General features: G+C 61.7%; 24 protein-coding genes and 1 riboswitch. Of the genes, 3 read left to right on the forward strand and 21 right to left on the reverse strand.

The genetic code is table 11. The features are described from left to right. Positions 1-25: 25 nt before the first annotated feature. The 16 genes from ACSQ17_RS00885 to ttcA all read right to left on the reverse strand — a co-directional run bounded on the left by ACSQ17_RS00885 (position 26) and on the right by ttcA (position 14461). The gene (locus ACSQ17_RS00885; protein ID WP_436067195.1) at positions 26-1474 is read right to left on the reverse strand and encodes a cobyric acid synthase; all 1449 of its coding nucleotides are present in this window, start codon (positions 1472-1474) and stop codon (positions 26-28) included. Continuing rightward, complete coding sequence (cobD, locus tag ACSQ17_RS00890; RefSeq protein ID WP_436067196.1) at positions 1471-2463, reverse strand: threonine-phosphate decarboxylase CobD; 993 nt, start codon at positions 2461-2463, stop codon at positions 1471-1473. The genes ACSQ17_RS00885 and cobD overlap by 4 nt, the downstream gene beginning before the upstream one ends. Next, positions 2456-3364: an adenosylcobinamide-phosphate synthase CbiB gene (gene cbiB / locus ACSQ17_RS00895; RefSeq protein ID WP_436067197.1), complete on the reverse strand. Its 909-nt coding sequence runs from the start codon at positions 3362-3364 to the stop codon at positions 2456-2458. Before cbiB ends, cobD begins: the two co-directional genes overlap by 8 nt. Next, positions 3361-4170 carry a cobalamin-binding protein gene (locus tag ACSQ17_RS00900; RefSeq protein WP_436067198.1) on the reverse strand — a complete coding sequence of 270 codons (810 nt, stop codon included), beginning with the start codon at positions 4168-4170 and terminating at the stop codon, positions 3361-3363. Before ACSQ17_RS00900 ends, cbiB begins: the two co-directional genes overlap by 4 nt. Further along, positions 4167-4820: a 5,6-dimethylbenzimidazole synthase gene (gene bluB / locus ACSQ17_RS00905; protein ID WP_436067199.1), complete on the reverse strand. Its 654-nt coding sequence runs from the start codon at positions 4818-4820 to the stop codon at positions 4167-4169. The genes ACSQ17_RS00900 and bluB overlap by 4 nt, the downstream gene beginning before the upstream one ends. Beyond that, on the reverse strand, positions 4817-6118 hold the full coding sequence (locus ACSQ17_RS00910; RefSeq protein WP_436067200.1) for a cobyrinate a,c-diamide synthase: 1302 nt from the start codon (positions 6116-6118) through the stop codon (positions 4817-4819). The genes bluB and ACSQ17_RS00910 overlap by 4 nt, the downstream gene beginning before the upstream one ends. Next, complete coding sequence (cobO, locus tag ACSQ17_RS00915; RefSeq protein WP_436067201.1) at positions 6119-6730, reverse strand: cob(I)yrinic acid a,c-diamide adenosyltransferase; 612 nt, start codon at positions 6728-6730, stop codon at positions 6119-6121. After that, positions 6730-7302 carry a hypothetical protein gene (locus ACSQ17_RS00920; protein WP_436067202.1) on the reverse strand — a complete coding sequence of 191 codons (573 nt, stop codon included), beginning with the start codon at positions 7300-7302 and terminating at the stop codon, positions 6730-6732. The genes cobO and ACSQ17_RS00920 overlap by 1 nt, the downstream gene beginning before the upstream one ends. Positions 7303-7350: 48 nt before the next feature. After that, positions 7351-9216 (reverse strand): TonB-dependent vitamin B12 receptor, encoded by a 1866-nt coding sequence (gene btuB, locus ACSQ17_RS00925; RefSeq protein ID WP_436070405.1) that lies wholly within the window; start codon positions 9214-9216, stop codon positions 7351-7353. 128 nt (positions 9217-9344) lie between these two features. Beyond that, a riboswitch (cobalamin riboswitch) is annotated at positions 9345-9572 on the reverse strand. 89 nt (positions 9573-9661) lie between these two features. Beyond that, entirely contained in the window at positions 9662-9982 is a 321-nt protein-coding gene (locus tag ACSQ17_RS00930; RefSeq protein WP_436067203.1) for a hypothetical protein, read from the reverse strand. Positions 9983-9997: 15 nt separating this feature from the next. After that, positions 9998-10660, reverse strand: a complete 663-nt coding sequence (locus ACSQ17_RS00935; protein ID WP_436067204.1) for an O-methyltransferase — start codon at positions 10658-10660, stop codon at positions 9998-10000. A gap of 27 nt (positions 10661-10687) precedes the next feature. Next, a complete protein-coding gene (locus ACSQ17_RS00940; RefSeq protein ID WP_436067205.1) occupies positions 10688-11212 on the reverse strand; it encodes a C40 family peptidase in 525 nt (174 codons plus the stop codon). A gap of 165 nt (positions 11213-11377) precedes the next feature. Beyond that, on the reverse strand, positions 11378-11998 hold the full coding sequence (locus ACSQ17_RS00945) for a C40 family peptidase (protein WP_436067206.1): 621 nt from the start codon (positions 11996-11998) through the stop codon (positions 11378-11380). A 76-nt stretch (positions 11999-12074) separates the two neighbouring features. Then, the gene (locus ACSQ17_RS00950; protein ID WP_436067207.1) at positions 12075-12833 is read right to left on the reverse strand and encodes an NAD-dependent deacylase; all 759 of its coding nucleotides are present in this window, start codon (positions 12831-12833) and stop codon (positions 12075-12077) included. Positions 12834-12934: 101 nt separating this feature from the next. Next, positions 12935-13606 carry a DNA-3-methyladenine glycosylase I gene (locus ACSQ17_RS00955; protein WP_436067208.1) on the reverse strand — a complete coding sequence of 224 codons (672 nt, stop codon included), beginning with the start codon at positions 13604-13606 and terminating at the stop codon, positions 12935-12937. Positions 13607-13636: 30 nt separating this feature from the next. Next, positions 13637-14461: a tRNA 2-thiocytidine(32) synthetase TtcA gene (gene ttcA, locus ACSQ17_RS00960; protein ID WP_436067209.1), complete on the reverse strand. Its 825-nt coding sequence runs from the start codon at positions 14459-14461 to the stop codon at positions 13637-13639. 97 nt (positions 14462-14558) lie between these two features. Here ttcA and ACSQ17_RS00965 point away from each other — a divergent pair, with 97 nt between their 5' ends. From ACSQ17_RS00965 to ACSQ17_RS00975, 3 genes are all read left to right on the forward strand, one after another. After that, positions 14559-15161, forward strand: coding sequence for a DNA-J related domain-containing protein (locus tag ACSQ17_RS00965; protein WP_436067210.1), 603 nt, complete (start codon positions 14559-14561; stop codon positions 15159-15161). 158 nt (positions 15162-15319) lie between these two features. Continuing rightward, a complete protein-coding gene (locus ACSQ17_RS00970; RefSeq protein ID WP_436067211.1) occupies positions 15320-15919 on the forward strand; it encodes a Yip1 family protein in 600 nt (199 codons plus the stop codon). 114 nt (positions 15920-16033) lie between these two features. Beyond that, the gene (locus ACSQ17_RS00975; RefSeq protein ID WP_436067212.1) at positions 16034-16528 is read left to right on the forward strand and encodes a SprT family zinc-dependent metalloprotease; all 495 of its coding nucleotides are present in this window, start codon (positions 16034-16036) and stop codon (positions 16526-16528) included. An 11-nt stretch (positions 16529-16539) separates the two neighbouring features. Here ACSQ17_RS00975 and trhA read toward each other — a convergent pair whose 3' ends face one another. The 5 genes from trhA to ACSQ17_RS01000 form a co-directional block, all read right to left on the reverse strand. Beyond that, positions 16540-17157, reverse strand: a complete 618-nt coding sequence (gene trhA, locus ACSQ17_RS00980; RefSeq protein WP_233684721.1) for a PAQR family membrane homeostasis protein TrhA — start codon at positions 17155-17157, stop codon at positions 16540-16542. Positions 17158-17288: 131 nt separating this feature from the next. Further along, the gene (locus ACSQ17_RS00985) at positions 17289-18470 is read right to left on the reverse strand and encodes a CaiB/BaiF CoA transferase family protein (protein WP_436067213.1); all 1182 of its coding nucleotides are present in this window, start codon (positions 18468-18470) and stop codon (positions 17289-17291) included. A 91-nt stretch (positions 18471-18561) separates the two neighbouring features. Then, positions 18562-20199 (reverse strand): AMP-binding protein, encoded by a 1638-nt coding sequence (locus ACSQ17_RS00990; protein ID WP_436067214.1) that lies wholly within the window; start codon positions 20197-20199, stop codon positions 18562-18564. A gap of 110 nt (positions 20200-20309) precedes the next feature. Further along, on the reverse strand, positions 20310-21449 hold the full coding sequence (locus ACSQ17_RS00995) for an acyl-CoA dehydrogenase family protein (protein ID WP_436067215.1): 1140 nt from the start codon (positions 21447-21449) through the stop codon (positions 20310-20312). 183 nt (positions 21450-21632) lie between these two features. Beyond that, positions 21633-22955, reverse strand: coding sequence for a dicarboxylate/amino acid:cation symporter (locus tag ACSQ17_RS01000; protein ID WP_436067216.1), 1323 nt, complete (start codon positions 22953-22955; stop codon positions 21633-21635). Positions 22956-23221 lie beyond the last annotated feature (266 nt).

Genomic DNA, 23221 nt, shown 5'->3' on the forward strand with positions numbered 1-23221 from the left:
GCCCGGCCCCTCCAATAAACGTGCGTTACAGGCCGCATAACGTTCGCAGCTTTTGCGTATCCAGGTGCGCCTCGACCAGATCGGCCAAACGCTCGATATCACGTTCACGCAGGGCGTGGTAATCCACCGTCTGTGCATCACGCAGCCCGGCCCAGCGCAGTAAGGCGCTGCACGCCTCGCTGCCTTCAAACAGACCATGCAGGTAGGTGCCGAGCACCTGGCCATCGGCACTCAACGCGCCGTCACTGCGGCCATCATCCAGGCGCACAGCGGCGTTCAGACCGACGCCCGTGCTGACCCCGGCATGAATCTCGTAACCGCTGACCGGGGCATTTTCCAGACACAACTGGCCACGCACATTGCGCAGCTGCTTTTCCGGTTCCAGCACGGTGCTAAACGCCAGCAACCCCAGGCCGGGGCTTAAGCCTGCCGCCCCTTCCAGGCCATGGGGGTCGTCGATCTGCGTACCCAACATCTGCAGCCCGCCGCAGATACCCAGCAGCTTGCCGCCGTAACGCAGGTGCCTGGCGATAGCGTCTGGCCAACCCTGCTCACGCAGAAACGCCAAGTCAGCGCGCACGCTTTTCGAGCCAGGCAGGATGATCAGATCAGCCGCCGGAATCGCCTGGCCAGGCCCAACAAAGATCAGCTCGACTTGCGGGTGCAGGCGCAGCGGATCGAAATCGGTGTGGTTGCTGATACGCGGCAGCACCGGCACCACCACCTTGATCCGCTCGGCCGCCTTGGCGCTCTGGCGCACATCAATGGCATCCTCGGCTTCCAGGTGGAAATCCATCAGGTAGGGCAATACCCCCAGTACCGGTTTGCCGGTGCGCTGCTCCAGCCAATCCAGACCCGGTTGCAGCAAGGCGATATCACCGCGAAAGCGGTTGATCACAAAGCCCTGCACCCGCGCCTGTTCGCTTTCGGAAAGCAACGCCAAAGTGCCGACCAGATGGGCAAACACCCCGCCCTTGTCGATATCGGTGATCAGGATCACCGGGCAATCCACCGCTTCGGCAAAACCCATATTGGCAATATCGCCGGCACGCAGGTTGATCTCCGCTGGCGAGCCGGCACCCTCGACCATCACCACCGGATAAGCGGCGCTGAGGCGCTGGTGTGACTGCAGCACCGCCTGCATCGCCACCTTCTTGTAATCGTGGTAGGCCACGGCGTCCATGCTGCTCAGGGCGCGGCCATGGATGATCACCTGGGCACCAATGTCACTGTTGGGCTTGAGCAGCACCGGATTCATATCGGTGTGCGGCGGCAAGCCTGCGGCCTGGGCCTGCACCGCCTGGGCGCGGCCGATCTCGCCGCCGTCGGCGGTGACGGCGCTGTTGAGTGCCATATTCTGCGGTTTGAACGGCACCACGCTGACGCCCTGGCGCTTGAGCCAGCGGCACAGTGCCGTCACCAGGGTGCTCTTGCCGGCATCAGAGGTGGTGCCCTGCACCATCAGGGTGGTCATGCAATGTCCCCACTAAAGGCAGCAAGTGCCTGCTGCAAACGCTGCCAGCCGGCTTCATCGGGCGGCAGGCCGAAACGCAGGCTCAGCGGTGCTTCAAACAGCCGAGTAAGAATGCCCTGTAGGGCGAGAAACTCATGCAGCAAAGCGGCCTGCGGCGTGCAACAGAACTGGAACAGCGAACAGCCGCCTGTTGGGCTCAGGCCATGTTCAAGCAACAACGCCAGCAGCCGCTCACCATCAGCCAGCAGCCGTTCACGCTGCGTCTGCTGGCCGGCCAGGTCCTGTAACAACGCCGTGGCCACCACCCGGCTCGGCCCACTGATGGCCCAAGGCCCGAGCAACTCGGCCAGTTGCGCCAGCAGCTGCGGTTGCGCCAGGACAAAGCCCAGACGAATGCCCGCCAAACCGAAGAACTTGCCAAACGAGCGCAGTACGATCAACCCCGGCAGCTCGCTGAACGCCGCCAGGCTCAACGCCGGTGTGCAGTCGATAAAGGCCTCGTCCACCACCAGCCAGCCGCCACGCTCAGCCAGACGCCGATGCCACTCGAGCAAGCGCGCAGGTTCAATGCAGCGCCCGGTGGGGTTGTTCGGATTGACCAGCAACAGCACATCGATGCGCTCCAACGCCCGCTCGATTGCCCCTTCGCTGATTTCCAGCAGACGATGCCCTTCGCGCTGCCAGGCCGCCGCATGCTCGGCATAGGCCGGCGACACAATGCCTACCGTGACGTTGCGCAGCAGACGTGGCAACGCCTGGATCGCCGCTTGCGAGCCAGCCACCGGTAGCAGGTTGGCCACGCCGTAGTAATCGCGTGCCGCGATTTCCAGGCCGTCCTGCTGTTCGGGCAAGCGCGCCCAGGCACTGGCCGGGATGGCGGGCAAAGGCCAGCCATAGGGCGCAATCCCGGTGGACAGGTCCAGCCATTCCGCCAGGGCGATGCCATAACGCAGCGAAGCCGCACGTAAGCGGCCACCATGTTCAAGCATAAAAAAGCATCCAGAAAAGCAGCAGCGCCAACCATAGCAGCACGCCGCCATAGACCAGATTGACGGCCCGCTCGATATCCCGCGCCTGGGGCGGCGGCCCCGCGCCCAGATCAGGCCGCACATGCACCTCACCGTGATATTCCGCCGCGCCGCCCAGGCTGATGCCCAGCGCCCCTGCCCCAGCCGCCATCACCGGGCCGGCATTGGGACTGTCCCACAGCGGTGCCTGGGTGCGCCAGCAATGCAGCGCCAGCAGGGTTTTGCCCAACACCGCATAGGTCAAGGCAACCAGCCGAGCGGGCAGGTAATTGAGTGCATCGTCAATCTTCGCCGCGGCCCAGCCGAAGCGCTCGAAGCGGTCGTTACGGTACCCCCACATGGCGTCCAGGGTATTGCTCAGGCGGTACAACACCACGCCCGGCGCACCGGCCAGGAGGAACCAGAACAACGCGGCAAACACCGCATCGCTACCGTTTTCCAGCACCGACTCGCTGCCGGCGCGGGCCACACCCGTGGCATCCAGCTGCGCGGTATTACGGCTGACCATATAACCGACCCGCTCGCGGGCCAGGGCCAGATCACCCAGGCGCAGCGCCTGCGCCACCGGCAGCGCATGCTCGCCCAGGCTTTTCAGGCCCAGGGCGGCGTACAAGGCAATAATCTCCACGGCCCACCCCAACCCGCTGATCTCACTGAGCAGCCAAGTCAGCAGGGTCAGCGGCAACACCGCCAGGCACCAGGCCGTGACCCCGTGGCTGCGCCAACCGGCACCGGCGGGGTTGAAACGCTGCTCAATACGCGTGGCCAGACGACCGAAGGCCACCAGCGGGTGCCAGCCCTTGGGCTCACCGAGCACGGCATCCAGTGCCACACCGGCCAGTGCGCTTAGCGCCAGGCTCACGCGCCGGCCTCCACACAGCCACGGATCAACGCATGCAGCTGACGCAGGCCATCGCTCAGGGCGGCTGGGCCTGGCTGGAGAATGTCTGCTGATTTGATCTCATGCAGCTGACCGTTGCGCACGGCCGGCAGCGCCTGCCAACCCTCACGCGCAGCCACCTGCTCGGGGCGAAAGCGTTTGCCGCACCAGGAGCCGATGATCAGCTCCGGCGCACGCCGCAAGACCTCTTGCGGATCCGCGATGATCCGCTCGCGCGCACGTTTGAAAACCGCCAGTTCGGCAAAGCAGTCCTCGCCCCCGGCCAGTTCGATCAACTCGCTGACCCAGCCAATGCCGCTGATCAGCGGCTCATTCCACTCTTCGAAATACACCCGTGGCCGCCGCGGCAGTTGCGCGGCCTGTTCGGCAACCTGCCGCATACCAGCCTGCAGTTCAGCCACCAGTTGCTCGGCACGCGCACTGGCATGCACCAGGGCGCCGAGGGTTTCGATCATGCGCAGGATGCCGGCGACATCGCGCTGGTTGAACAAGTGCACCTCCAGGCCTTCGCGAGCCAGCTCGGCAGCGATGTCCGCCTGCAGGTCGCAGTAGCCCAGCACCAGGTCGGGCTGAACCGCGAGAATCTTGTCCAGCCGCGCCGTGGTAAAGCCGCTGACCTTGGGCTTTTCCTTGCGCGCCTGGGGCGGCCTTACGGTGAAACCGGAAATGCCCACGATGCGCCGCTGCTCACCCAGCAGATAGAGGGTTTCGCAGGTTTCCGTGGACAGACAGACAATACGCTGCGGGCCCTTGCTCGCTGCACTCATGCCTGCGCCTCGCCCCAGCTGTTTTCGAACAGCAGCTCGGTCAATGGCCGGGGTGTGGCCCAGCCTTGCTGCACCAGCATCGGCTCGCTGTAGAACTCGCTGACCGGCCCCAGGCAAAGCACCGCCAGCGGTTTGCTGCCGCTGGGCATATGCAGCAGCTCAGCCAGCGCCTGCGGCTCGAACAGCGACACCCAACCCAGCCCCAGCCCTTCGGCCCGCGCTGCCAGCCAGAGGTTCTGGATGGCGCAGGCCAGTGACGCGAGGTCCATTTCCGGCAGGGTGCGACGCCCGAAGATGTGCGACTCACGCTGATCCATCAAGGCCACCACCAGCAACTCGGCGCAATCACGAATGCCTTCAACCTTGAGCTGCATGAACGCATCAGCGCGCTCACCCAGCGCCTCGGCTGTACGCACCCGCTCGGCTTCCACCAAGCCATGGATCGCCTCACGCAAAGCAGGCCGAGTGATGCGGATAAACCGCCAGGGCTGCATCAGGCCGACACTGGGAGCCTGGTGCGCCGCCTCCAGCAGACGCGCAAGCAACTGCGGAGCCACCTCACCACCGACGAAGTGGCGCATATCGCGGCGCTCGGCGATGGCGCGGTACACCGCGGCGCGTTCTGCGGGGCTGAAGGCGTGATCGGTCATGGCAACAACAACTCGGCTGCCGCCTGGGGATTGGACGGCATATAGAAGTGGATATAGGAGGCCGTCAGCCGGCCGATGCGGTACACCGCTTCGGCGGTGCGCCGGTAATTCGGGCATTCGCCACGCGCCAGCGGCTCAAGGGCACAGTCCAGCACGGAATGGTGGTAAGTATGCCCGCGCAGACGGCCTTCTGGCAGCTCTACTTCCTGCAAGGCCAATGCGGCCAGACGCGTCTGCAAGTGTGCGTGCCCCGGCAACAGCCCGGCCAGTTCGGCACGCTCACCCTGCTTGTCGGTCAGCGACTGCAGCAGATAGAGCATGCCGCCACACTCGGCCAACAGCGGTTTACCCGCTGCATGGTGCGCAGCAATTGCCGCCAGCATCGTCTGGTTGGCCGCCAGCGGTGCCAGGTGCAGTTCGGGGTAGCCGCCGGGCAGGTAGAGGCTGTCGACCTCCGGCAACTGCTGATCGTGCACCGGTGAAAACGGCAGCAGTTCAGCGCCCATCTGACGCAGTAAATCCAGGTTGGCCTGGTAGATAAAGGCAAAGCTGCTGTCGCTGGCCACGCCAATGCGCACCCCTTCAAGCAGCGGCGGGTAGTGCAGCGCGGCAGGCGCCGCGAAACTGACTGGCTCCGGCAGCAACTCTCCAGCGCTGGCCAGCAACGCATCGGCAGCCGCGTCCAGACGTGCATCGAGGTCCTCCAGCTCTTGCGCCTGGACCAGCCCGAGGTGCCGGCTTGGCAGTTCCACAGCCGCACTGCGCGGCAAGGCGCCATACCAGCGAATCGCCGGCGGCAGGCTGTCACGCAGCATTTCAGCGTGCCGCTCACTGCCGACACGATTGGCCAGCACCCCGGAGAACGGCAGGTTGTGCTGAAAGTTGGCCAGGCCATAGGCCAATGCGCCGAAGGTCTGCGCCATGGCGCTGCCGTCGATCACGGCCATAACCGGCACGGCAAAACGCCGCGCCAGGTCAGCAGCCGACGGCGTGCCATCGAATAGCCCCATCACCCCTTCGATCAGAATCAGGTCTGCTTCACCCGCCGCTTCCCAGAGCAAGCGACGACTTTCCGCCTCACCGATCATCCACAGGTCCAGCTGGTACACCGGCTGGCCACTGGCACGCGCCAGGATCATCGGGTCAAGGAAGTCCGGCCCGCATTTGAACACTCGCACCCGGCGTCCGGCACGTCGGTGCAGACGCGCCAGGGCAGCGGTCACGGTGGTTTTGCCCTGACCGGAAGCCGGAGCCGCAATCAACAGAGCCGGGCATTGCCGGGCAGCCGCGCGTGCCATCTAGAACTCCACTCCCTTCTGCGCCTTCACCCCAGCCTTGAACGCGTGCTTGACCAGGCTCATTTCGGTGACGGTATCCGCCGCCTCGATCATCCCCGGCAGCGCCCCACGGCCGGTCACCACCACATGCTGCAGCAGCGGCCGCGCTTCGATGTCAGCGAGCACCGTGTCGAGTTCCAGGTAGCCGTACTTGAGGGCGATATTCAGCTCATCGAGCACCACCAGGCCGATGGCCGGATCACTCAATAGCTGCACCGCCACGGCCCAGGCTTCGCGGGCCTTGTCGATATCACGCTGGCGATCCTGGGTTTCCCAGGTAAAGCCCTCGCCCATCACGTGGTAGCTGACCTCATCGGGGAAGCGCCGGAAAAAGGTTTCCTCGCCGGTGCTCGCCGCGCCTTTAATGAACTGCACCACGCCTACCTTGAAACCATGCCCAAGGGCCCGAGCCACCATGCCGAAGGCACTGCTGCTCTTGCCCTTGCCATTGCCGCTGTGCACCAGCAACAGGCCATATTCATCCTGAGCCTGGGCGATCTTTTCATCGATCAGGGCTTTCTTGCGCTGCATGCGCGCGCGGTGGCGCTCATCACGCTCGTTCGACTCGGCCATTATTGGATGTCCAGGCTGCGGCGCTGACCCAACAACGCCCAAACGGCGATATACAGCGCACTGGCCACGCCGACATACAGCGCCATGGAAGACAGGAAGCGCGGGTAGTATTCCGCGATGCGCGGCAACCAGGCAGCCAGACTTGGCTCCGGGTAGCGCCCGGAGAAGAAGTAGAAGCCACCGCCCGAGAGCAGGTTGCAGAGGAACGCACTGACCGCTACCACCGCAGCCAGCAGCAGCAGGCTCTGCAGGGTGTCGCGGTGCCAGCCGGCATACAGGCGGCCAGCCAGCCACAAGGTGGCGTAAGCCGGCACCAGCATCCAGTAGGCTGGTGACAGGCACCAGTCACTCACCGTGCCGCTGGCCAGCATGGAGAAATCCAGGCCACTGGCCAGGGCAAACAACCCGGCAAATACCCAACGCGGGCGCAGCAGCACGCCCGCCAGGAAGAACACCGCCCAGGACGCGCTGGGCAGATTGAGCGTGGCGAAGTGATTACCACGGGTAATGGCCAGCAGCAGCGCCAGGGCGATGCCAATCAGGACCTGAGTACGGGTTGAAAGAACGGGCATGGAGCTGCTCCTGAGTCATAAGCCACCCGCCAGGGGTGGCCGGGTGGGTTAAAGGGCTTGGTAACGCACGGTCAGGTAAAACGCCTGGCCCGGCTGGTTGTAGCCTTCGGCGGTCTGGTAATCGACATCCAGCAGGTTGGCCGCCCGCGCTTGCAGGCGCCATTCCTTGTTGAGGCGGTACTCACCGCGCAGATCAAGGGTGGCGAAGCCGGACAACTCGGTCTGGTTTTCCAGGTCGTCGTAGGTCGAATTCTGCGCATGCAGGCTGGCACCGACACTGACATCACCGAAGGCGCGATCAACGTCGAGGTTGAACAACTGGCTCGGCCGTCGATTGAGTTCCTTGCCGTAGTAAGCAATGCCGCCACGGCTGCTGCGCTGTGAGCGGTTCTCGGCACTCATCAGGCTGTAATTGGCATTCCATTCCCAGCCCAGCAACTCGCTGCCCAGCTGCAACTCGACACCGCGAATGCGCGCCTCATCGACACCTTCGGCGCGGCTCTGGCTCTTGCCGCCCACCAGCGAATTCACAGTGGCGATCAGGTTGTCGATCTCACTGCGGTAGGCATTGATCGACCAGTGCCCCCAGTCATGCACACCGGCCAGCCCCAGCTCGATGCTGCGCGACTCTTCGGCTTGCAGATCCGGGTTACCGAAACCTGGGTAGTACAGCTGGTTGAAGGTCGGTGCCTTGAAGGCCGTGCCGTAGCTGGCCGTCAGGCGCAGCGCATCGCTCAGCGCATAGCCCCAGCCCAGACTGCCGGTGTCATGCTTGCCGAACTGTTCGTCATCGTCGCGGCGCACGCTGAGTTGCAGGTCATGCCGGCCGAGCTGCGCCAGGTACTGGGCAAAGAGCCCCTGGTTGTCACGTGAATCGCGGGCATAGTCGGTCGTGCCGTTGACCTCGTCATGCTGATAGTCGGCGCCCAAGGTCAGGGTGTGGCCATCGGCCAGGCTGAGGTCGTTCTGCCAACTGAGCGAGTCGCGGCGGCTGTCAAATCGCGAATAGAAGGCGCGGTCCTGAAAGCTGTCGGACTTGTCCTCGCTGCGCCCGGCCTGCAGGGTCAACAGCCAGGGCTCCAGCGGGCTGAAACGTGCCCGTCCGCCCACCACCTTCTGCACACCCTCGGCATTGGCACCGAAGCCGGCGGTGCGCTTGCTGTTCACCGAGTCATAGTCGTTGTGCGAGCGGCTCTGCAACAGGCTGCCATCGAGTTCCAGGCCATTGGCGAACTGGTAACCGGCCTTGGCGGCCAGTGACAGGCTGCGGTAGCCGTCGCGGTCCTGCTCATAACCGCTGACCGTTGCCGGTTTGACGTTGATGCCATCCGTATCAAGACCAGACACCCCCAGGCTGTACCAGCCACTGCCGGCCGTACCGGTGAAGCCGGCGCTGCCCTGATAGGTGTCCTGGCTGCCATAACCTGCCGAAGCAAAAGGCTTGAAGCCCGTGCCCTGGCCTTTGCGGGTGTAAATCTGAATCACCCCGCCAATGGCCTCGGAGCCATACAGGCTGGAGCGTGGCCCGCGAACCACTTCGATGCGCTCAACCAGTTCAATGGGCAAATCCTGCAATGCGGCGCCACCACTGGTCACCGAACCGACCTTGACGCCATCGATCAGTACCAGCACATGGTTGGAGTTGCTGCCGCGCATAAACAGTGAGGTCGACTTGCCTGGGCCGCCGTTGTTGCTCAGGGAAATACCCGGCACGCGGCTGAGCAATTCCGGCACCGACTGCGCCTGGCTGCGCTCGATCTGCTCACGCTCGATCAGGTTGAACGCCGCAATGCTGCTGGCCGCTGACTGCTCGGTGCGGGTTGCGGTAATAACCTGGGTATCCAGGCTGAGGGTTGCGGCCTGGGCCGCGAGAAATGGGCTACAGCCCGCGAGCGCAATGGCCAGCGGACGCATATTGAGGATGCGAAGCAAGGTCTGATTCTCCGTCGCGCCACCCGCGCGACACTGCCGATATAAGGCATGGGAGAACAGCACGGGCAGACACGGCAGAACGCCGCAACCACCCGACAACGCCCTCCGCAATGCCGTGGATGCAGCAGGCCGGTCTCCGGGCTGACGAGTGAAGCCGATGGCTTCCGGATCGCGCCTTCCCATGCCGGTGGGCACAGTGGCTATTGGCGATCCTTGACTCGTTTACCGTTGCGGGGGCAGCGCCGGAATTGTTGCGTGATCAACACGTAACGCACCGGCTTCCCTGTTTCACCCCTCTGACGCGCTGCGTCGGGGGCACCTGTTGCAGGCGCGCAGGGTAGAGAGTTGCACCGGGAGCGTCAACGCATAACGCCGCCCAGAGACCATTAAGGTCGCAGGCAGGCTGCCTGACACACGCCGGGCTAGATCAATGCCGGGGCATAAACCCGGCGGGCTTGCTCGCCAGCCACTCGACGAAGGTGCGCAGGCGTTCATCTGCAAGCAGGCTGTCGCGACTGTTGTAGGTCAATGCCAGTTCCTTTTCACTGAACAACCGGTGGATCTGGTTGTGACAGGCCCGGCAAACCCAGAGCGTAGCGCTGATGCGCTCACTCTTGGCGAAACGCTTCTGCACATAGACCTTGTTGTGCAGCGCCTTGGGGATCAGGTGATGCCGCGTCAGTGGCACCATACGGGCGCACAACTCACAGGCATCAGGCTGGGCAGGCAGGCGAATCGGTTCTGGCATACGAGCAGCGCAGGTTCAGCGTTTGCGACACAGGCTCAGCCCGTCACCCAGCGGCAGCAGGGACAGGTCGATGCGCGGGTCATCGCGTAGCGCCAGATTGAGCGCTTGAATGGCTCGGGTATCGGCGCTTTCAGGGCTTTCCTTAAGCACACGGCCACTCCACAGGGTGTTGTCGAACAGGATCAGTCCTCCCTGGCGCACCAGACGCAGAGCATGTTCCAGGTAACTGGGATAATTGGCCTTGTCGGCATCGATAAACAGCAAATCGATACTGCCGGCCAGGCCTTCCTGTTCCAACGCAGCCAATGTCTCCAGCGCCGGTGCCAAACGCAGCTCGATACGTTCAGCAACCCCCGCCTCAGACCAGTAACGCTCGGCCGTGGCGTTGTAGTCGCCGGGAATGTCGCAACAGATCAGTTGGCCGTCCGCCGGCATGGCCTGAGCCATGCACAGGGCGCTGTAGCCGGTGAAGGTACCGACTTCGACAATCCGCCGGGCACCGGTCAGCTGCACCAGCAGGGCCATAAACTGACCCTGCTCAGGGGCAATCTGCCAACGCGCCATGCTCAGCTGTGCGGTTTCTTCGCGCAGACGCTTGAGCAGCGGCGTTTCACGCAGGGAAACATCCAGCAGGTATTGATGCAGAGCAGCATCGAGCGTAAGCGTCTGGTTGGTCATGGCAGGCCCCTCAGCCGCGCAGGTTGATCAGGGATTGCGCGCCAGTTCCGGGGTAAATACGCGCTTGGCATTCAGGTAGGTACGCTGCCAGTAGGTGTTGCTCAGGCTGTCCAGGCGTACGGTGCCGCCGCTCGACGGCGCATGAACGAAGCGCCCCTCACCGACATAGATGCCGGCATGGCTAACCTGGCTGCCGCCATTGGTGGCGAAGAACACCAGGTCGCCACTTTGCAGGCGGTCGCGACCGACAGCCGGAGCGCGCATGCTGATCAGCTCGCGAGTCGAACGCGGCAGGCTGATACCCGCCGCATCGCGGTAGACATAGCCAATCAGGCCACTGCAATCAAAACCACCGTCCGGGGTATTGCCCCCGTAGCGATAAGGCGTGCCAACCAAGCCGAGGGCGCGAAACAGCACGTCATCAGCATTGCCGTTAAAGCTGCTGCTGGGCGTTTGCACGACAGGTGGCGGGATTGGAGTAGGTGCGCGACTGGAACAGGCGCTGAGCAAGGCAACGACGACCAGCATGCTGAAACGGGCGAGAGCGGTCATGGATAAGGCGATCCTGAGCCGGGATGCGCCCTACTCTGCCGACTTGCGCACCGCAGAGCAAGCTTTAGATTAGCTTTGCCTAGCAAGTCATTGAAAACTATCGAGATGCATCAGATATATAACCCTGGGAAACGGCTGCGCAGCTGGCAGCCGCCTCCCACAGGTTCAAGGATGGCGCGCCACGCTGTCACTTGGCGCCAGCGCCAGGGCACGCTTGGCTTCGATAAAGGTACGTTTCCAGTAACGATCTTCCAGGCTGTCGACCCGCACACCACCGCTGCGGCTGCTGCTGGAGTGGATGAACTGGTTATCACCCATGTAGATGCCGGCGTGGCTGACGCGATTACGCCCATTGGTGCTGAAGAACAGCAGATCACCCGGCTCCAGCTCATCGCGCGAGACCAGAGGAGCGTCGATATTGATCATGTCGCGGGAAGAACGCGGCAACTGCATGCCGGCTTCTTCCTTGAACAGGTAACCGATAAAGCCGCTGCAATCGAAACCGGAACTCACCGAACCACCACCGAAGCGATAGCGCGTACCCACCAGCGATAGGCCGTGAGACAGGATGCTGTCAGCCAGCTGCGGCAGTTTGTAGGATTTTTCTTCGGTAAAGTCGCCGAGGGCTGCTTCCTTGGCCTGTTCATCAAACTCGGCCAACTCGGTCGAGGAGAACACTGCGGGCTGGGCGGCCAGCTCCGGCTGTGGCTGCGGCGAATGGTTGGCGCAAGCGGCCAGAACCATGGAGAGTGCAATAGGCACGAGGGGTGCGAGGCGTTTGAGCATGGGCACGACCGTGTCGATGAATTTTATAAGAGCGCGACTATGCCCTCTATGGCATACATTTGCAAATTCTATGGCCCTAGATGTGACTCAGTAGTTTCGGCAAAACATCTAACGCCCGCCCTTGCAGGTGCACATCCACTCGCCCACTCAAGTCAGTGCGCTGCGGGTTGATCTCGACGGTAAAGCCACCCGCCTGGCGGGTACGCAACAGCGGTTCGACGATATACGGGAAGCTCGCGCTGGTGCCGATACTGATCACCACCTCAAAGCCTTTGCGCACCTCGTCATACAGCGTGCCGATGGCCTGCTCAGGCAACATTTCCTCGAACAGCACCACTGGCGGGCGCAGCACCCCGGCGCATTGCCGGCATTTGGGTGGCAGCGGTCGATCCAAATGCGCGGCCAGCTCACTGTCGACGGCACCGCAGGATTGGCAATACAAGGGAGCCAGCTCGCCATGAATTTCGATCACCCGCTCCATCGGGCTACCGGCCGCACGGTGGTAGCCGTCAATATTCTGGGTCAGCAACCAGCACTGCGGTTTTCTGCGCTGCAATTCGGCAATCGCATAGTGCCCGGCGTTGGCCTGAGCCCCCAGGCAGGCCTTGCCCAACTCCGCCAGGTATTTCCAGCACAGTGCCGGATCGCGCTGCAGCATTGAGCCGGACAGCGCCGCCTCAATCGGCAAGCCTTCGGCGGTGTGACCGTTGTACAGGCCACCGAGGCCGCGATAGGTGGGCAAGCCGGAATCAGCAGACAAGCCGGCACCAGTAATCAGCAGGATGCGTTCAGCCGCGACGATGGCCTGGGCAACACGGGTAATGACCTCGTCCATCTCGATCCCTCATCTGTAGGGTGGACGACGCTCTTCTGGCCCACCGCAACCGCGTCATGCTGGATGGAAAAACGTCATCCACCCTACATCCAGCGATCTGCTCAGTGATTGACTGTATGGGCCAGCATCACCGACAGCTGACATAACGGCCGCCCGCTCTGCTCCTGCCATTGATTGAACGCCGCCTGCACGGTAGCCAGCTCCTTCAAGCTGGTCGGCGCCTTGTCGATGATTTTCTGCGCTTTCAACGCTGCGACCATGTCATCGGTGGGGACGAAGGTGTCCTTGCCGACCATGCGCAGGAAACGCGGCGCGGACAGCCCGCCCAACTGACAACCGTGCTTGGCCAGGTACTTCCACAGCCCGACCACATCGCTCACCGGCCAGTCGGCGATCAGCGCACCGAAGCTGCCCTTCTCCTTTTGCACATCGAGGATGAACTGGGCGTTGCGCGGCACACTCTTGAGCTTGCCCAGGTGGCGGATGATGCGCGCATCCTGCATCAGGTTTTCCAGGCGTTCCGCGCCCATCAGCACGACTTTCTCCGGATCAAAGCCGAAGAACACCTGCTCGAAGGCCGGCCATTTGGCGTCCACCAGGCTGTGTTTGAGGCCCGCACGAAAGATGCGCAGGCTGAGGATCGACAGGTAGCGATCATCAGGGATCGCCCGTAGCTCCTCGGCACTACGCGGCTGCGGCAGGATCGACTCCAGCGCGGCAACCGAGCCAAAGCGGTTCAGGCAGTATTCGTTAAGCCATTTGTAATCGCGCATCAGGCAATCCTTGAACCGTAAACTGCGGGATCAGAGATTCATCACGTCGAGAAAGCGCGGCGTGGCGCTGTCGTCGATTTTTAGGCTCTTGAAGTCAAACAGATTGCGGTCAGCCAGCTGCGACGGCACCACGTTCTGCAGCGCGCGGAACATGATCTCGGTGCGACCCGGCGACTTGCGCTCCCACTCCTGGAGCATTTCCTTGACCACCTGACGTTGCAGGTTCTCCTGCGAACCACAGAGGTTGCACGGAATGATCGGGAACTCCTTGAGCACGCTGTAGGCTTCAATATCACTTTCGCTGCAATAGGCCAGCGGACGGATCACCACGTTACGGCCGTCATCGGCACGCAGCTTGGGCGGCATAGCCTTCAGCGTGCCACCGTAGAACATATTGAGGAAGAAGGTTTCGAGGATGTCGTCACGGTGATGCCCAAGGGCCATCTTGGTCGCACCGATCTCATCGGCAAAGGTGTAAAGGGTGCCGCGACGCAGGCGTGAGCACAGCGAGCAGGTGGTCTTGCCTTCCGGGATCTTCTCCTTGACCACCGAGTAGGTATCCTTCTCGACGATGTGGTACGGCACGCCGATGGATTCCAGATAGGCCGGCAGCACATGCTCAGGAAAACCTGGCTGCTTCTGATCCATGTTCACCGCAACAATCTCGAACTTGATCGGCGCGACTTTCTGCAGGTGCAGCAGCACATCGAGCATGGTGTAGCTGTCTTTGCCGCCGGACAGGCAGACCATGACCTTGTCGCCATCCTCGATCATGTTGAAGTCGGCAATGGCTTCGCCGGCCTGACGACGCAGGCGTTTTTGCAGTTTGTTCTGATTGACCGAGAGGGTGCCCATGGTGCGCTGGAGTCCGGAGGGTTACGAAAGTGCGGCATTTTACCCAGAAAGCGTGACGCGCCCTACCCCACAGTGACGCAAATGCTAGGCTCGGCCGATGAATGACGATTTCGACCCAGGCCTCGACCTGTCCGAACAACTGCATGAGCTGCTGTGCACTGCCCCTGATGGCCTGGGCGAGTACCAGTTGATTCAACTGCTGAAAGCCCGCCAGTGCGTGCATATCCCCAACCAGCCCCTGACGGACAGGCTGGCGCTGTTTCGCACCCACTTTATTCTGTTCAACGCCCTCTACCGCTTGCGCGACCGGCTCTGGGCCAGCCAGAGCAGCTGTTTACAGATCAGTGCACTGAATATCCAGCTGTTGCCCTATCAGCCTGGTAGCCGCGAACTGAGCGAGCACGACCCATTGCGCGACTATTACCTCGATCTGAGCCAACTCAGTTACACCGACGAAGAGGGTGTGGCCAAACTGCTGCTGAGTTTCTGGACGCGCATGCACGGCAGCGATGAAAAACAGGCGGCGCTGGAGCTGTTCGAGCTGGAAGACAGCACGCAACCGCTCAACTTCGCCACTATCAGGCATCGCTACCGGCAGTTGGTGAGTCAGCATCACCCCGATCGCGGCGGCAGTACGGCACGCTTGCAGTCGATCAACAAGGCCATGGAAATCCTGGAACGCTATTACGGCCGCGTTTGAGAGCACGATTTGCTCTAACCCAGCCCCTTTGCCAATCCGCTTGGCTGCCTATACTGCGACATACGGTCGCATAGGTTTGGTATCGCACCTGACACCGCTGTGCACGCGATTCAGGCGCTCTACTGGGGGACGGCCGCTATAACAACAGGAGGTCTGACATGATCCATCATGTTTTGGGGCTATTCACCCATCCCGATCAGGAATGGCAGGAAATCCGTGGCGAAGAAGAAAGCATCAGCCACATGTACCTCACCCATATTCTGATTCTCGCTGCCATACCCGCAGTCTCTGCCTACATCGGTACCACTCAGGTGGGCTGGGCCATCGGTGATCGAGCACCGGTAATGCTGACCGAGGCCAGTGCACTGCAAATGACCGTCATGACCTACCTGGCGATGCTGGCCGGGGTCGCTGTGATGGGGGCCTTTATCCACTGGATGGCGCGCACCTACGACGCCAGCCCAAACCTCACACAATGCGTGGTCTTCGCTGCGTACACCGCTACACCGCTTTTTATCGGCGGGCTGGCGGCGCTCTATCCGCATCTCTGGCTGGCCATGGTGGTGGGCACGGCAGCCATCTGCTACACGGTGTACCTGCTGTATGTCGGCATACCGACCTTTATGGGCATCCCCGAGGATGAAGGCTTTATGTTCTCCAGCTCGGTGCTCGCAGTAGGCCTGGTGGTGCTGGTGGCAATGATTGCAGCCTCGGTGATTCTCTGGGGCTTTGGCGTCGGCCCGGTGTACACCAGCTGATTCAACGCATGATGAAACAAGACGAAACCACCTGCGGGTGGTTTCGTCGTTTCAGGGCTGTGATCGCTGCACTGCTTGGGCATAATCAGCGCCTTTCTCAGCACCCAAGCCGCCATGCCTGAACAACTGCTCCAGCGCGTCGAACACTGCTATCAGCAGGCTGAAACCTTTTTCAAACAACCCTTCACCCGCGCCGAGGTAAGTTTCAAGCTGCGTGGACAAAAGGCCGGTGTGGCGCACCTGACGGAAAACAAGCTGCGCTTCAACCCGCAGCTGTATCGGGAAAACCGCGATGACTTTCTAAAGCAGACGGTGCCTCATGAGGTGGCGCACCTGATCGCTCACCAGCTGTTCGGCCCGAAGATCCAGCCCCACGGCGAGGAATGGCAGCTGATCATGCGCGGCGTGTATGAACTACCGCCCAACCGCTGCCACAGCTATGCGGTGCAACGGCGTACGGTCAGCCGCTATATCTATCGCTGCAGTTGTGCCGAGGGCGAGTTCCCCTTTTCCGCCCAGCGCCATGCCCTGGTCAGCAAAGGCCGGCGCTACTACTGCCGCCGTTGCAAGGTGACGCTGCGTTATACCGGTGAACAGCGCCTCGAATAATCCGCCGGGAACTACAGCACGTAACGCAATACCGCGACAAAGTGCATCAGGCTACCGCCCATGACGAACAAGTGCCAGATGCCATGCCAGTGGCGAAAACGGCTGTCATAGGCAAAGAAGATGATCCCCACGGTGTACAACACCCCACCGCCGGCCAGCCAGATAAACCCGTCCATCCCCAGTGCGGCGATCAGTGGTTTGACCGCGATCAGCACAATCCAGCCCATCACCGCGTAGATCACGATCGACAGCACACGCGCCTCGGAACGCGGCTTGATCTCCTGCAGCATGCCGATGATTGCCAGCGTCCAGACGATGCCGAACAACGTCCAACCCCAGGCACCTTCGAGGGTCACCAGGCAGAACGGCGTATAGCTGCCGGCAATCAGCAGGTAGATCGACAGGTGATCGAGCTTGCGCATCAGCACTTTCGCCCGCCCCTGCACGCTGTGGTAAAGCGTGGAGATGCTGTAGAGCAGCACCAACGTCAGGCCGTAGATGGCCACACTGATGACCTTGCCCAGCTCGCCATCCAGACTGGCCAGCACCAGCAACCATATCGCGCCAGCGCAAGCCAGTAGCGCCCCGACCAGATGGGTCCAGGCGTTGAAGCGTTCCCCGTGATACATATTTTCCGACCCCACGACGCCCGCAGGCAAAATGCCTCAGGCTTATGCCGGAAATTTCAGTGTTTGACGAGCAACCTTTTGCTCAGCGCGAGCAAACTACCCGCCAATCAACGTGATACTTGCCCGCACACTCAAGCCACAACCTTGGCCGCCCTGAGTTGGTCAATCTGCTCAGCGCTGTAACCCAACTCCGCCAACACTTCGCGGGTGTGCGCACCCAGCGTGGCACCGATATGCCGTGGCGCAGGCAGGCCGCTGGAAAACTTGATCGGACAGGCGATTTGCGCCTGTGGCCCATTGCCCGCACGCGGCACTTCGGTGACCAGGCCGCGGGCCTTGATCTGCGGATGTTCGACCGCCTCGCTGAGATTGAGCATCGGTTCCACGCAGGCGTCCAGCCCGGCGAACACCTGGCTCCACTCGGCAAAGTCGCGTTTCTCGAACTCGATTTCGATCTCGCGTTTAAGCGCCTGCTGATCCTCGGGCTTCTGTGACAGGCCGCGCGCGGCCAGCTCCGGGCGGCCGATGGCAGCGCAGAACTGCTGCATAAATTGTGGCTCCAGGCTGCCGACCGAGAACCAGCGACCATCGCGGGTGCGGTAGTAGTCGTAGAAGCTGCCGCCGTTCAGCGCCTGGTTTTCCATCGCAGGCTCCACCCCAGCCGCCAGATAGCCTGCCCCGGCCATGCCATGCAGGCTAAAGGCGCAGTCGGTCATGCTGATGTCCACCTGTTGGCCCTGCCCTGTCGCCTGACGCTGGATAACCGCCGCGAGCAGGCCGATCACCCCATGCAGCGAACCGCCGGCAATATCCGCCGCCTGGATGCCCAAAGGCAGCGGCCCGGTTTCACGGCGGCCGGTGTAGCTGGCGATACCGGCCAGGGCCAGGTAATTGATGTCGTGACCGGCGCGGTCCTTGTACGGGCCGCTCTGACCGTAACCGGTGATCGACACATAGATCAGCTTTGGGTTGACCGCTTTCAGTGCCTCATAGCCCACACCGAGCTTGTCCATCACCCCGGGGCGAAACTGCTCCAGCACGATGTCGTACTCGGCCACCAATTGCTTGACCATCTCCACCGCTTCCGGCTTTTTCAGGTCGAGGGCGATGCAGCGCTTGTTGCGATTGAGGTAGGCATGGCTGGCCGATACGCCGCCGTCATGCGGTGGCAGCACGCGCACCAGATCCATGCGGCTGGGCGACTCCACGCGCAGTACCTCAGCGCCCATGTCAGCCAGCAATAAAGAGGCAAACGGCCCTGGTAACAGGGTGGAAAAGTCCAGCACTTTCAATGACGACAGCGGGCCTTGCATAACAGCTCCTCAGGGAACTCAATCCCGTAGCCCGGATGCACTCCGGGGAATATCAACAGATTCCCGGAAGTGCATCCGGGCTACCCAGCGCTCACTGCCAATGCAGCGGCTGTCTGGCATCCAGCGCCGCCAGCTGATCGGCAAAGCGCGCTTCCAGTACGTTGCGACGAATCTTCATGGTCGGGGTCATGCAGCCGTTGTCCACGGTCCAGGCTTCGCGCACCAGCACGAAGTGACTGACCCGCTCATGCGCCTGCAACTGCGCGTTGAGCTGTTGCAGGGTCTGCTGCAAATCAGCCGTGACCTGCTCACGCGGCTGCTCGCGCGCGGCCGGTGAGAGTTCGATCAACGCCAGCGGCTGATCGAGGTTACTGCCCATCAGGCAGACCTGCTCAACCCAGAGGTTTTTGGCTATTTCACCTTCGATGGGTGCCGGGGCGATGTACTTGCCCTTGCTGGTCTTGAAGATGTCTTTTACCCGCCCGGTGATCTTCAGGTAACCGGCCGCATCCACCTCGCCCTTGTCGCCGGTGTGCAACCAGCCATCGGTGATGGTTTCTACGGTTTTCTCCGGATCGAGGTAGTAGCCCAGCATCAGGCTCGGGCACTGCAGGAGGATCTCGCCATTCTCGGCGATGCGCAGCTGATTGCCCGGCATCGGCCGGCCCACCGTACCGAAGCGCACCTGCCCGGGACGGTTGAAGCAACCATAGGCAAAGTGTTCGGTCATGCCGTAGCCCTCGCAGATGGTCATGCCGATGCTCTGATACCAGTCGAGCAACGCCGTTGGTATCGCCGCTGCGCCACTGACCAGAATGCGTGCACGGTCCAGCCCCAGACCCTTGCGAATCTTGCGTGCCACCAGGCCGCCAAGCAGCGGGATGCGCAGCAAACGCGCCAGCTTGGCCTGTGGCAGTTTTTCCAGCACACCCTGCTGAAAGCGCGTCCACAAACGCGGTACGGAGAAGAATACGGTGGGCCGTACATGGCGCAGATCACTGGCAAAGGTTTCCAGCGACTCGACAAACGCCACTCGCCCGCCGCTGTACAGCGCATTCATTTCCACCAGGAAACGTTCGGCGGCGTGTGACAGCGGCAGGTAGGAGAAATACTGATCCTGCTCGGTGATCTGCAACTCCTTCACCGACTGGCTGCCGGCATAGGCAAAGGCCCTGGCCGAAAGCATCACGCCTTTGGGCTGCCCGGTAGTGCCAGAGGTGTAGAGAATGCTGAGCAGCGCATCGGCCGCCTGCTGGTGGCCTTTGGTAAGCGGCGCATGCGCGGCCAACAGCGCATGCCAGCCATGTTCGGCCGCAAGCGTCGGGTATGGCATGGCGATGCGCACCACATCAGTTGGAATGCCCGCCTCCAGTTTGGCCGGTTCATCCAGCTTGCCGAGAAAGATCACCTTGCACTGCGAGTGACGCAGCACATAGTCGATGCTCTCGGCCGACTGCAACGGATACAGCGGCACACTGATCAACCCGGCCTGCATGATCGCCAGATCGGCAATCAGCCATTCGGCGCAGTTCTTCGCCAGCAGTGCAACCCGGTCACCCGGCACACAGCCCAAGGCGAGCAAGGCACTGGCCATGCGCCGCGCCTGCTCGTCGACCTGCGCCCAGGTAAAGTCATGCCATTGGCCGCCTACCGGCTGACTAAGCCAGACCGCATCCGGGCGTTTCTCAACCCAGAGCGCCAGGCGCTCCAGGGGCAGTTGCTCGTTCATCGCATTCCCTCGTTCTTGTTATTTTCCAGGCATCAACCCTGAGGCTTGGGTTGCCCGTTTTAACAGACAACCACCACGCGGGGTCAAGATCGCCTGGCAGGGCAAGCGCTTTACAGCTTCATGCCGCGGCTAATGATCTCCTTCATGATTTCCGAGGTGCCGGCGAAGATCCGCTGAATACGTGCGTTCGCGTACATCTTGCAGATCGGGTACTCCCACATGTAGCCCCAGCCGCCGTGCAACTGCACGCCTTCATCGACCACCTTGCACAGCAGCTCAGTGGTAAACAGCTTGGCCTCAGCGGCGACTTCCGGGGTGAGCTTCTTCTGGTTGTGGTCCATCACGCAGCGGTCGACGAATACCTGCGCCACATCGATCTGTGTGCGCATTTCCGCCAGTTTGAAGCGGGTGTTCTGAAAGTGCGAGATCGGCCGGTCGAAAGCCTTGCGCTCCTTCACGTAATCAATAGTGGTCTGCAACGCTGCTTCAGCACCGGCGACCGCGCCGCAGGCGTTGGTCAGGCGCTCCTGGGCCAGCATGTTCATCAGATAGAAGAAGCCGCCCTTGGCGTCGCCCAGCAGGTTGGCCTTGGGCACCTTGACGTTGTTGAAGAACAGTTCAGCGGTGTCCTGGCTCTTCATGCCGAGTTTTTCCAGGTTCTTGCCGCGCTCGAAACCTTCCATGCCGCGTTCGACCAGGAACAGGCCCATGGCGTGCTTGTTGTTCGGGTCGGTCTTGGCCGCAACGATCACCACATCGGCCAGCAAGCCGTTGGAGATAAACACCTTGGAACCGTTGAGCAGGTAGTGGTCACCCTTGTCCACCGCACTGGTGCGCATACCGGCCAGGTCGGACCCGGCGCTCGGCTCGGTCATCGCCACCGCCAGGATCAACTCACCGCTGATAATGCCCGGCATAAAGCGCGCTTTCTGCTCCGCATTGCCGTACTCGGCGATGTAGGGCCCGCACAGTGCTGAATGCAGCGGCAGCATAAAACCGGGCTCGTTAATCTTGGCCAGCTCTTCACACATGATCTGCTCATAGCGGAAGTCCTTGAGGCCCGAACCGCCGTATTCCTCATCCGCCCAGGGCAACAGAAAACCCATGTCACCGGCCTTCTTCCACACTTCGCGGCTGACCACGCCCGCCGCTTCCCATTCATCCTGATAAGGCACCACTTCCTTCTTCAGAAAGGCGGCAAAGGCGTCGCGAAACATCGTGTGTTCGGTGTCGAAAATAAGGCGCTGCATGCGAGTGTGCTCCCAGGGGGATTGAGGTCGTGCTGCAGGTTAGGCCGCCACCCTGCGCGCCTCAATGACCCATGCGCTCAGCCTGGATTGACCCATTCGGTCATCCCACGCACAACGCCCATAGCCATGGCCCAGGCGAAAAAAAGCCCGCCAAAAGGCGGGCCCAATTGCACCATTAATCGATCAGCTCAATTCGGTTTTGGCCGCTACGGACACCGGTTGCGCCTTGCCACCGCTGGCTAGCTCGCGCTGTAGGGTGTCTTCATCCAGCTCCTTGCACCACTTGGCGACCACGATGGTGGCCACGCCGTTACCAATCAGGTTGGTCAGGGCGCGGGCTTCGGACATAAAGCGGTCGATACCCAGAATCAGTGCCAGACCGGCAACCGGCAGATGGCCCACCGCCGACAGCGTAGCCGCCAGCACGATAAAGCCGCTACCCGTTACCCCGGCCGCCCCCTTGGAGGCCACCAGCAACACCAGCAAGAGGGTGATCTGATGGCCAATATCCATCGGCGTATCAGTGGCCTGGGCGATAAATACCGCCGCCATGGTCAGGTAGATGGAGGTGCCATCGAGGTTGAACGAATAGCCGGTCGGGATCACCAGCCCCACCACTGACTTCTTCGCACCCAGCTTTTCCATTTTGGTCAGCATGCGCGGCAGCACCGACTCGGACGACGAGGTGCCAAGCACGATCATCAGCTCTTCGCGGATGTACTTGATGAACTTGAGGATGCTGAAGCCATGGCTGCGGGCGATACCGCCGAGCACCACGAGGATGAAGAACACGCAGGTGATGTAGAAGCAGATCATCAGCTGACCCAATTGCACCAGCGAGCCGACACCATACTGGCCAATGGTAAAGGCCATGGCACCGAAGGCACCGATGGGCGCGAGCTTCATAATCATGTTGATGATGCCGAACATCACTTGGGCAATGCGCTCGATAAACTCCAGCACTGGGCGGCCAAAATCACCCATGCGCTGCAGCGCGAAGGCGAAGATCACCGAGAAGAACAGTACCTGCAGAATGTCGCCATTGGCGAACGCCCCCACCACGGTGGCCGGGATCACGTTGAGCAGAAAGCCGATGGTGGTCTGCTGCGCACCGGCCGAGGCATAAGCGGCGATGCTGCTGGCATCCAGGGTGCTCGGGTCGATGTGCATGCCCACGCCTGGCTGCGCCAGGTTGACCACAATCAGGCCGATCACCAGAGCAATGGTGGACACAATTTCGAAATACAGCAGTGCGTAACCGCCGGTCTTGCCGACCGCCTTCATGTCCTGCATGCCGGCGATGCCGCTGACCACGGTGCAGAAGATGATGGGCGCAATCACCATCTTGATCAGCTTGACGAAGCCGTCACCCAGAGGTTTCAGGGCAACACCGGTTTCCGGGTAGAAGTGACCGAGCAGAATACCAATGGTGATGGCCACCAGTACCTGGACATAGAGCATCTTGTAAAACGGTTGACGTGGCGCAGCGAGCGGCGTGGCGGTCATGGCAGGGTTCCTCTGCGGTGCTGCATGCATCGTCCGTCGATACTTGCAACACCCTGATAAGCGCTAACCCCCTTAACTGAGGGGACTTGTTGTAGGTGCGCCTGGCGCAGCCTTGTACGGCCTATCGCAAGCCCCGTGCCACTCCGTATTTAATTTTTTAATCCTTATAAATCAGTAAGTTAAAAAACATACAGGCGTATTTTAGAAGCCGCCTGGCGGATTTCCGCACGACGTCGGCCAGCCCCATGGCGGATATCCACCAGCCC

Source organism: Pseudomonas sp. LjRoot71 (assembly GCF_964253255.1).
Classification (GTDB): Bacteria; Pseudomonadota; Gammaproteobacteria; order Pseudomonadales; family Pseudomonadaceae; genus Aquipseudomonas.

What these genes read in the sequence shown, in the direction of transcription:
- ACSQ17_RS00885 (WP_436067195.1), bottom strand. Translation starts at nt 1,474, where the DNA reads ATGACCACCCTGATGGTGCAGGGCACCACCTCTGATGCCGGCAAGAGC.
- cobD (WP_436067196.1), bottom strand. Translation starts at nt 2,463, where the DNA reads ATGCTTGAACATGGTGGCCGCTTACGTGCGGCTTCGCTGCGTTATGGC.
- ACSQ17_RS00900 (WP_436067198.1), bottom strand. Translation starts at nt 4,170, where the DNA reads ATGAGTGCAGCGAGCAAGGGCCCGCAGCGTATTGTCTGTCTGTCCACG.
- bluB (WP_436067199.1), bottom strand. Translation starts at nt 4,820, where the DNA reads ATGACCGATCACGCCTTCAGCCCCGCAGAACGCGCCGCGGTGTACCGC.
- ACSQ17_RS00910 (WP_436067200.1), bottom strand. Translation starts at nt 6,118, where the DNA reads ATGGCACGCGCGGCTGCCCGGCAATGCCCGGCTCTGTTGATTGCGGCT.
- cobO (WP_436067201.1), bottom strand. Translation starts at nt 6,730, where the DNA reads ATGGCCGAGTCGAACGAGCGTGATGAGCGCCACCGCGCGCGCATGCAG.
- ACSQ17_RS00920 (WP_436067202.1), bottom strand. Translation starts at nt 7,302, where the DNA reads ATGCCCGTTCTTTCAACCCGTACTCAGGTCCTGATTGGCATCGCCCTG.
- btuB (WP_436070405.1), bottom strand. Translation starts at nt 9,216, where the DNA reads ATGCGTCCGCTGGCCATTGCGCTCGCGGGCTGTAGCCCATTTCTCGCG.
- ACSQ17_RS00930 (WP_436067203.1), bottom strand. Translation starts at nt 9,982, where the DNA reads ATGCCAGAACCGATTCGCCTGCCTGCCCAGCCTGATGCCTGTGAGTTG.
- ACSQ17_RS00935 (WP_436067204.1), bottom strand. Translation starts at nt 10,660, where the DNA reads ATGACCAACCAGACGCTTACGCTCGATGCTGCTCTGCATCAATACCTG.
- ACSQ17_RS00940 (WP_436067205.1), bottom strand. Translation starts at nt 11,212, where the DNA reads ATGACCGCTCTCGCCCGTTTCAGCATGCTGGTCGTCGTTGCCTTGCTC.
- ACSQ17_RS00945 (WP_436067206.1), bottom strand. Translation starts at nt 11,998, where the DNA reads ATGCTCAAACGCCTCGCACCCCTCGTGCCTATTGCACTCTCCATGGTT.
- ACSQ17_RS00950 (WP_436067207.1), bottom strand. Translation starts at nt 12,833, where the DNA reads ATGGACGAGGTCATTACCCGTGTTGCCCAGGCCATCGTCGCGGCTGAA.
- ACSQ17_RS00955 (WP_436067208.1), bottom strand. Translation starts at nt 13,606, where the DNA reads ATGCGCGATTACAAATGGCTTAACGAATACTGCCTGAACCGCTTTGGC.
- ttcA (WP_436067209.1), bottom strand. Translation starts at nt 14,461, where the DNA reads ATGGGCACCCTCTCGGTCAATCAGAACAAACTGCAAAAACGCCTGCGT.
- ACSQ17_RS00965 (WP_436067210.1), top strand. Translation starts at nt 14,559, where the DNA reads ATGAATGACGATTTCGACCCAGGCCTCGACCTGTCCGAACAACTGCAT.
- ACSQ17_RS00970 (WP_436067211.1), top strand. Translation starts at nt 15,320, where the DNA reads ATGATCCATCATGTTTTGGGGCTATTCACCCATCCCGATCAGGAATGG.
- ACSQ17_RS00975 (WP_436067212.1), top strand. Translation starts at nt 16,034, where the DNA reads ATGCCTGAACAACTGCTCCAGCGCGTCGAACACTGCTATCAGCAGGCT.
- trhA (WP_233684721.1), bottom strand. Translation starts at nt 17,157, where the DNA reads ATGTATCACGGGGAACGCTTCAACGCCTGGACCCATCTGGTCGGGGCG.
- ACSQ17_RS00985 (WP_436067213.1), bottom strand. Translation starts at nt 18,470, where the DNA reads ATGCAAGGCCCGCTGTCGTCATTGAAAGTGCTGGACTTTTCCACCCTG.
- ACSQ17_RS00990 (WP_436067214.1), bottom strand. Translation starts at nt 20,199, where the DNA reads ATGAACGAGCAACTGCCCCTGGAGCGCCTGGCGCTCTGGGTTGAGAAA.
- ACSQ17_RS00995 (WP_436067215.1), bottom strand. Translation starts at nt 21,449, where the DNA reads ATGCAGCGCCTTATTTTCGACACCGAACACACGATGTTTCGCGACGCC.
- ACSQ17_RS01000 (WP_436067216.1), bottom strand. Translation starts at nt 22,955, where the DNA reads ATGACCGCCACGCCGCTCGCTGCGCCACGTCAACCGTTTTACAAGATG.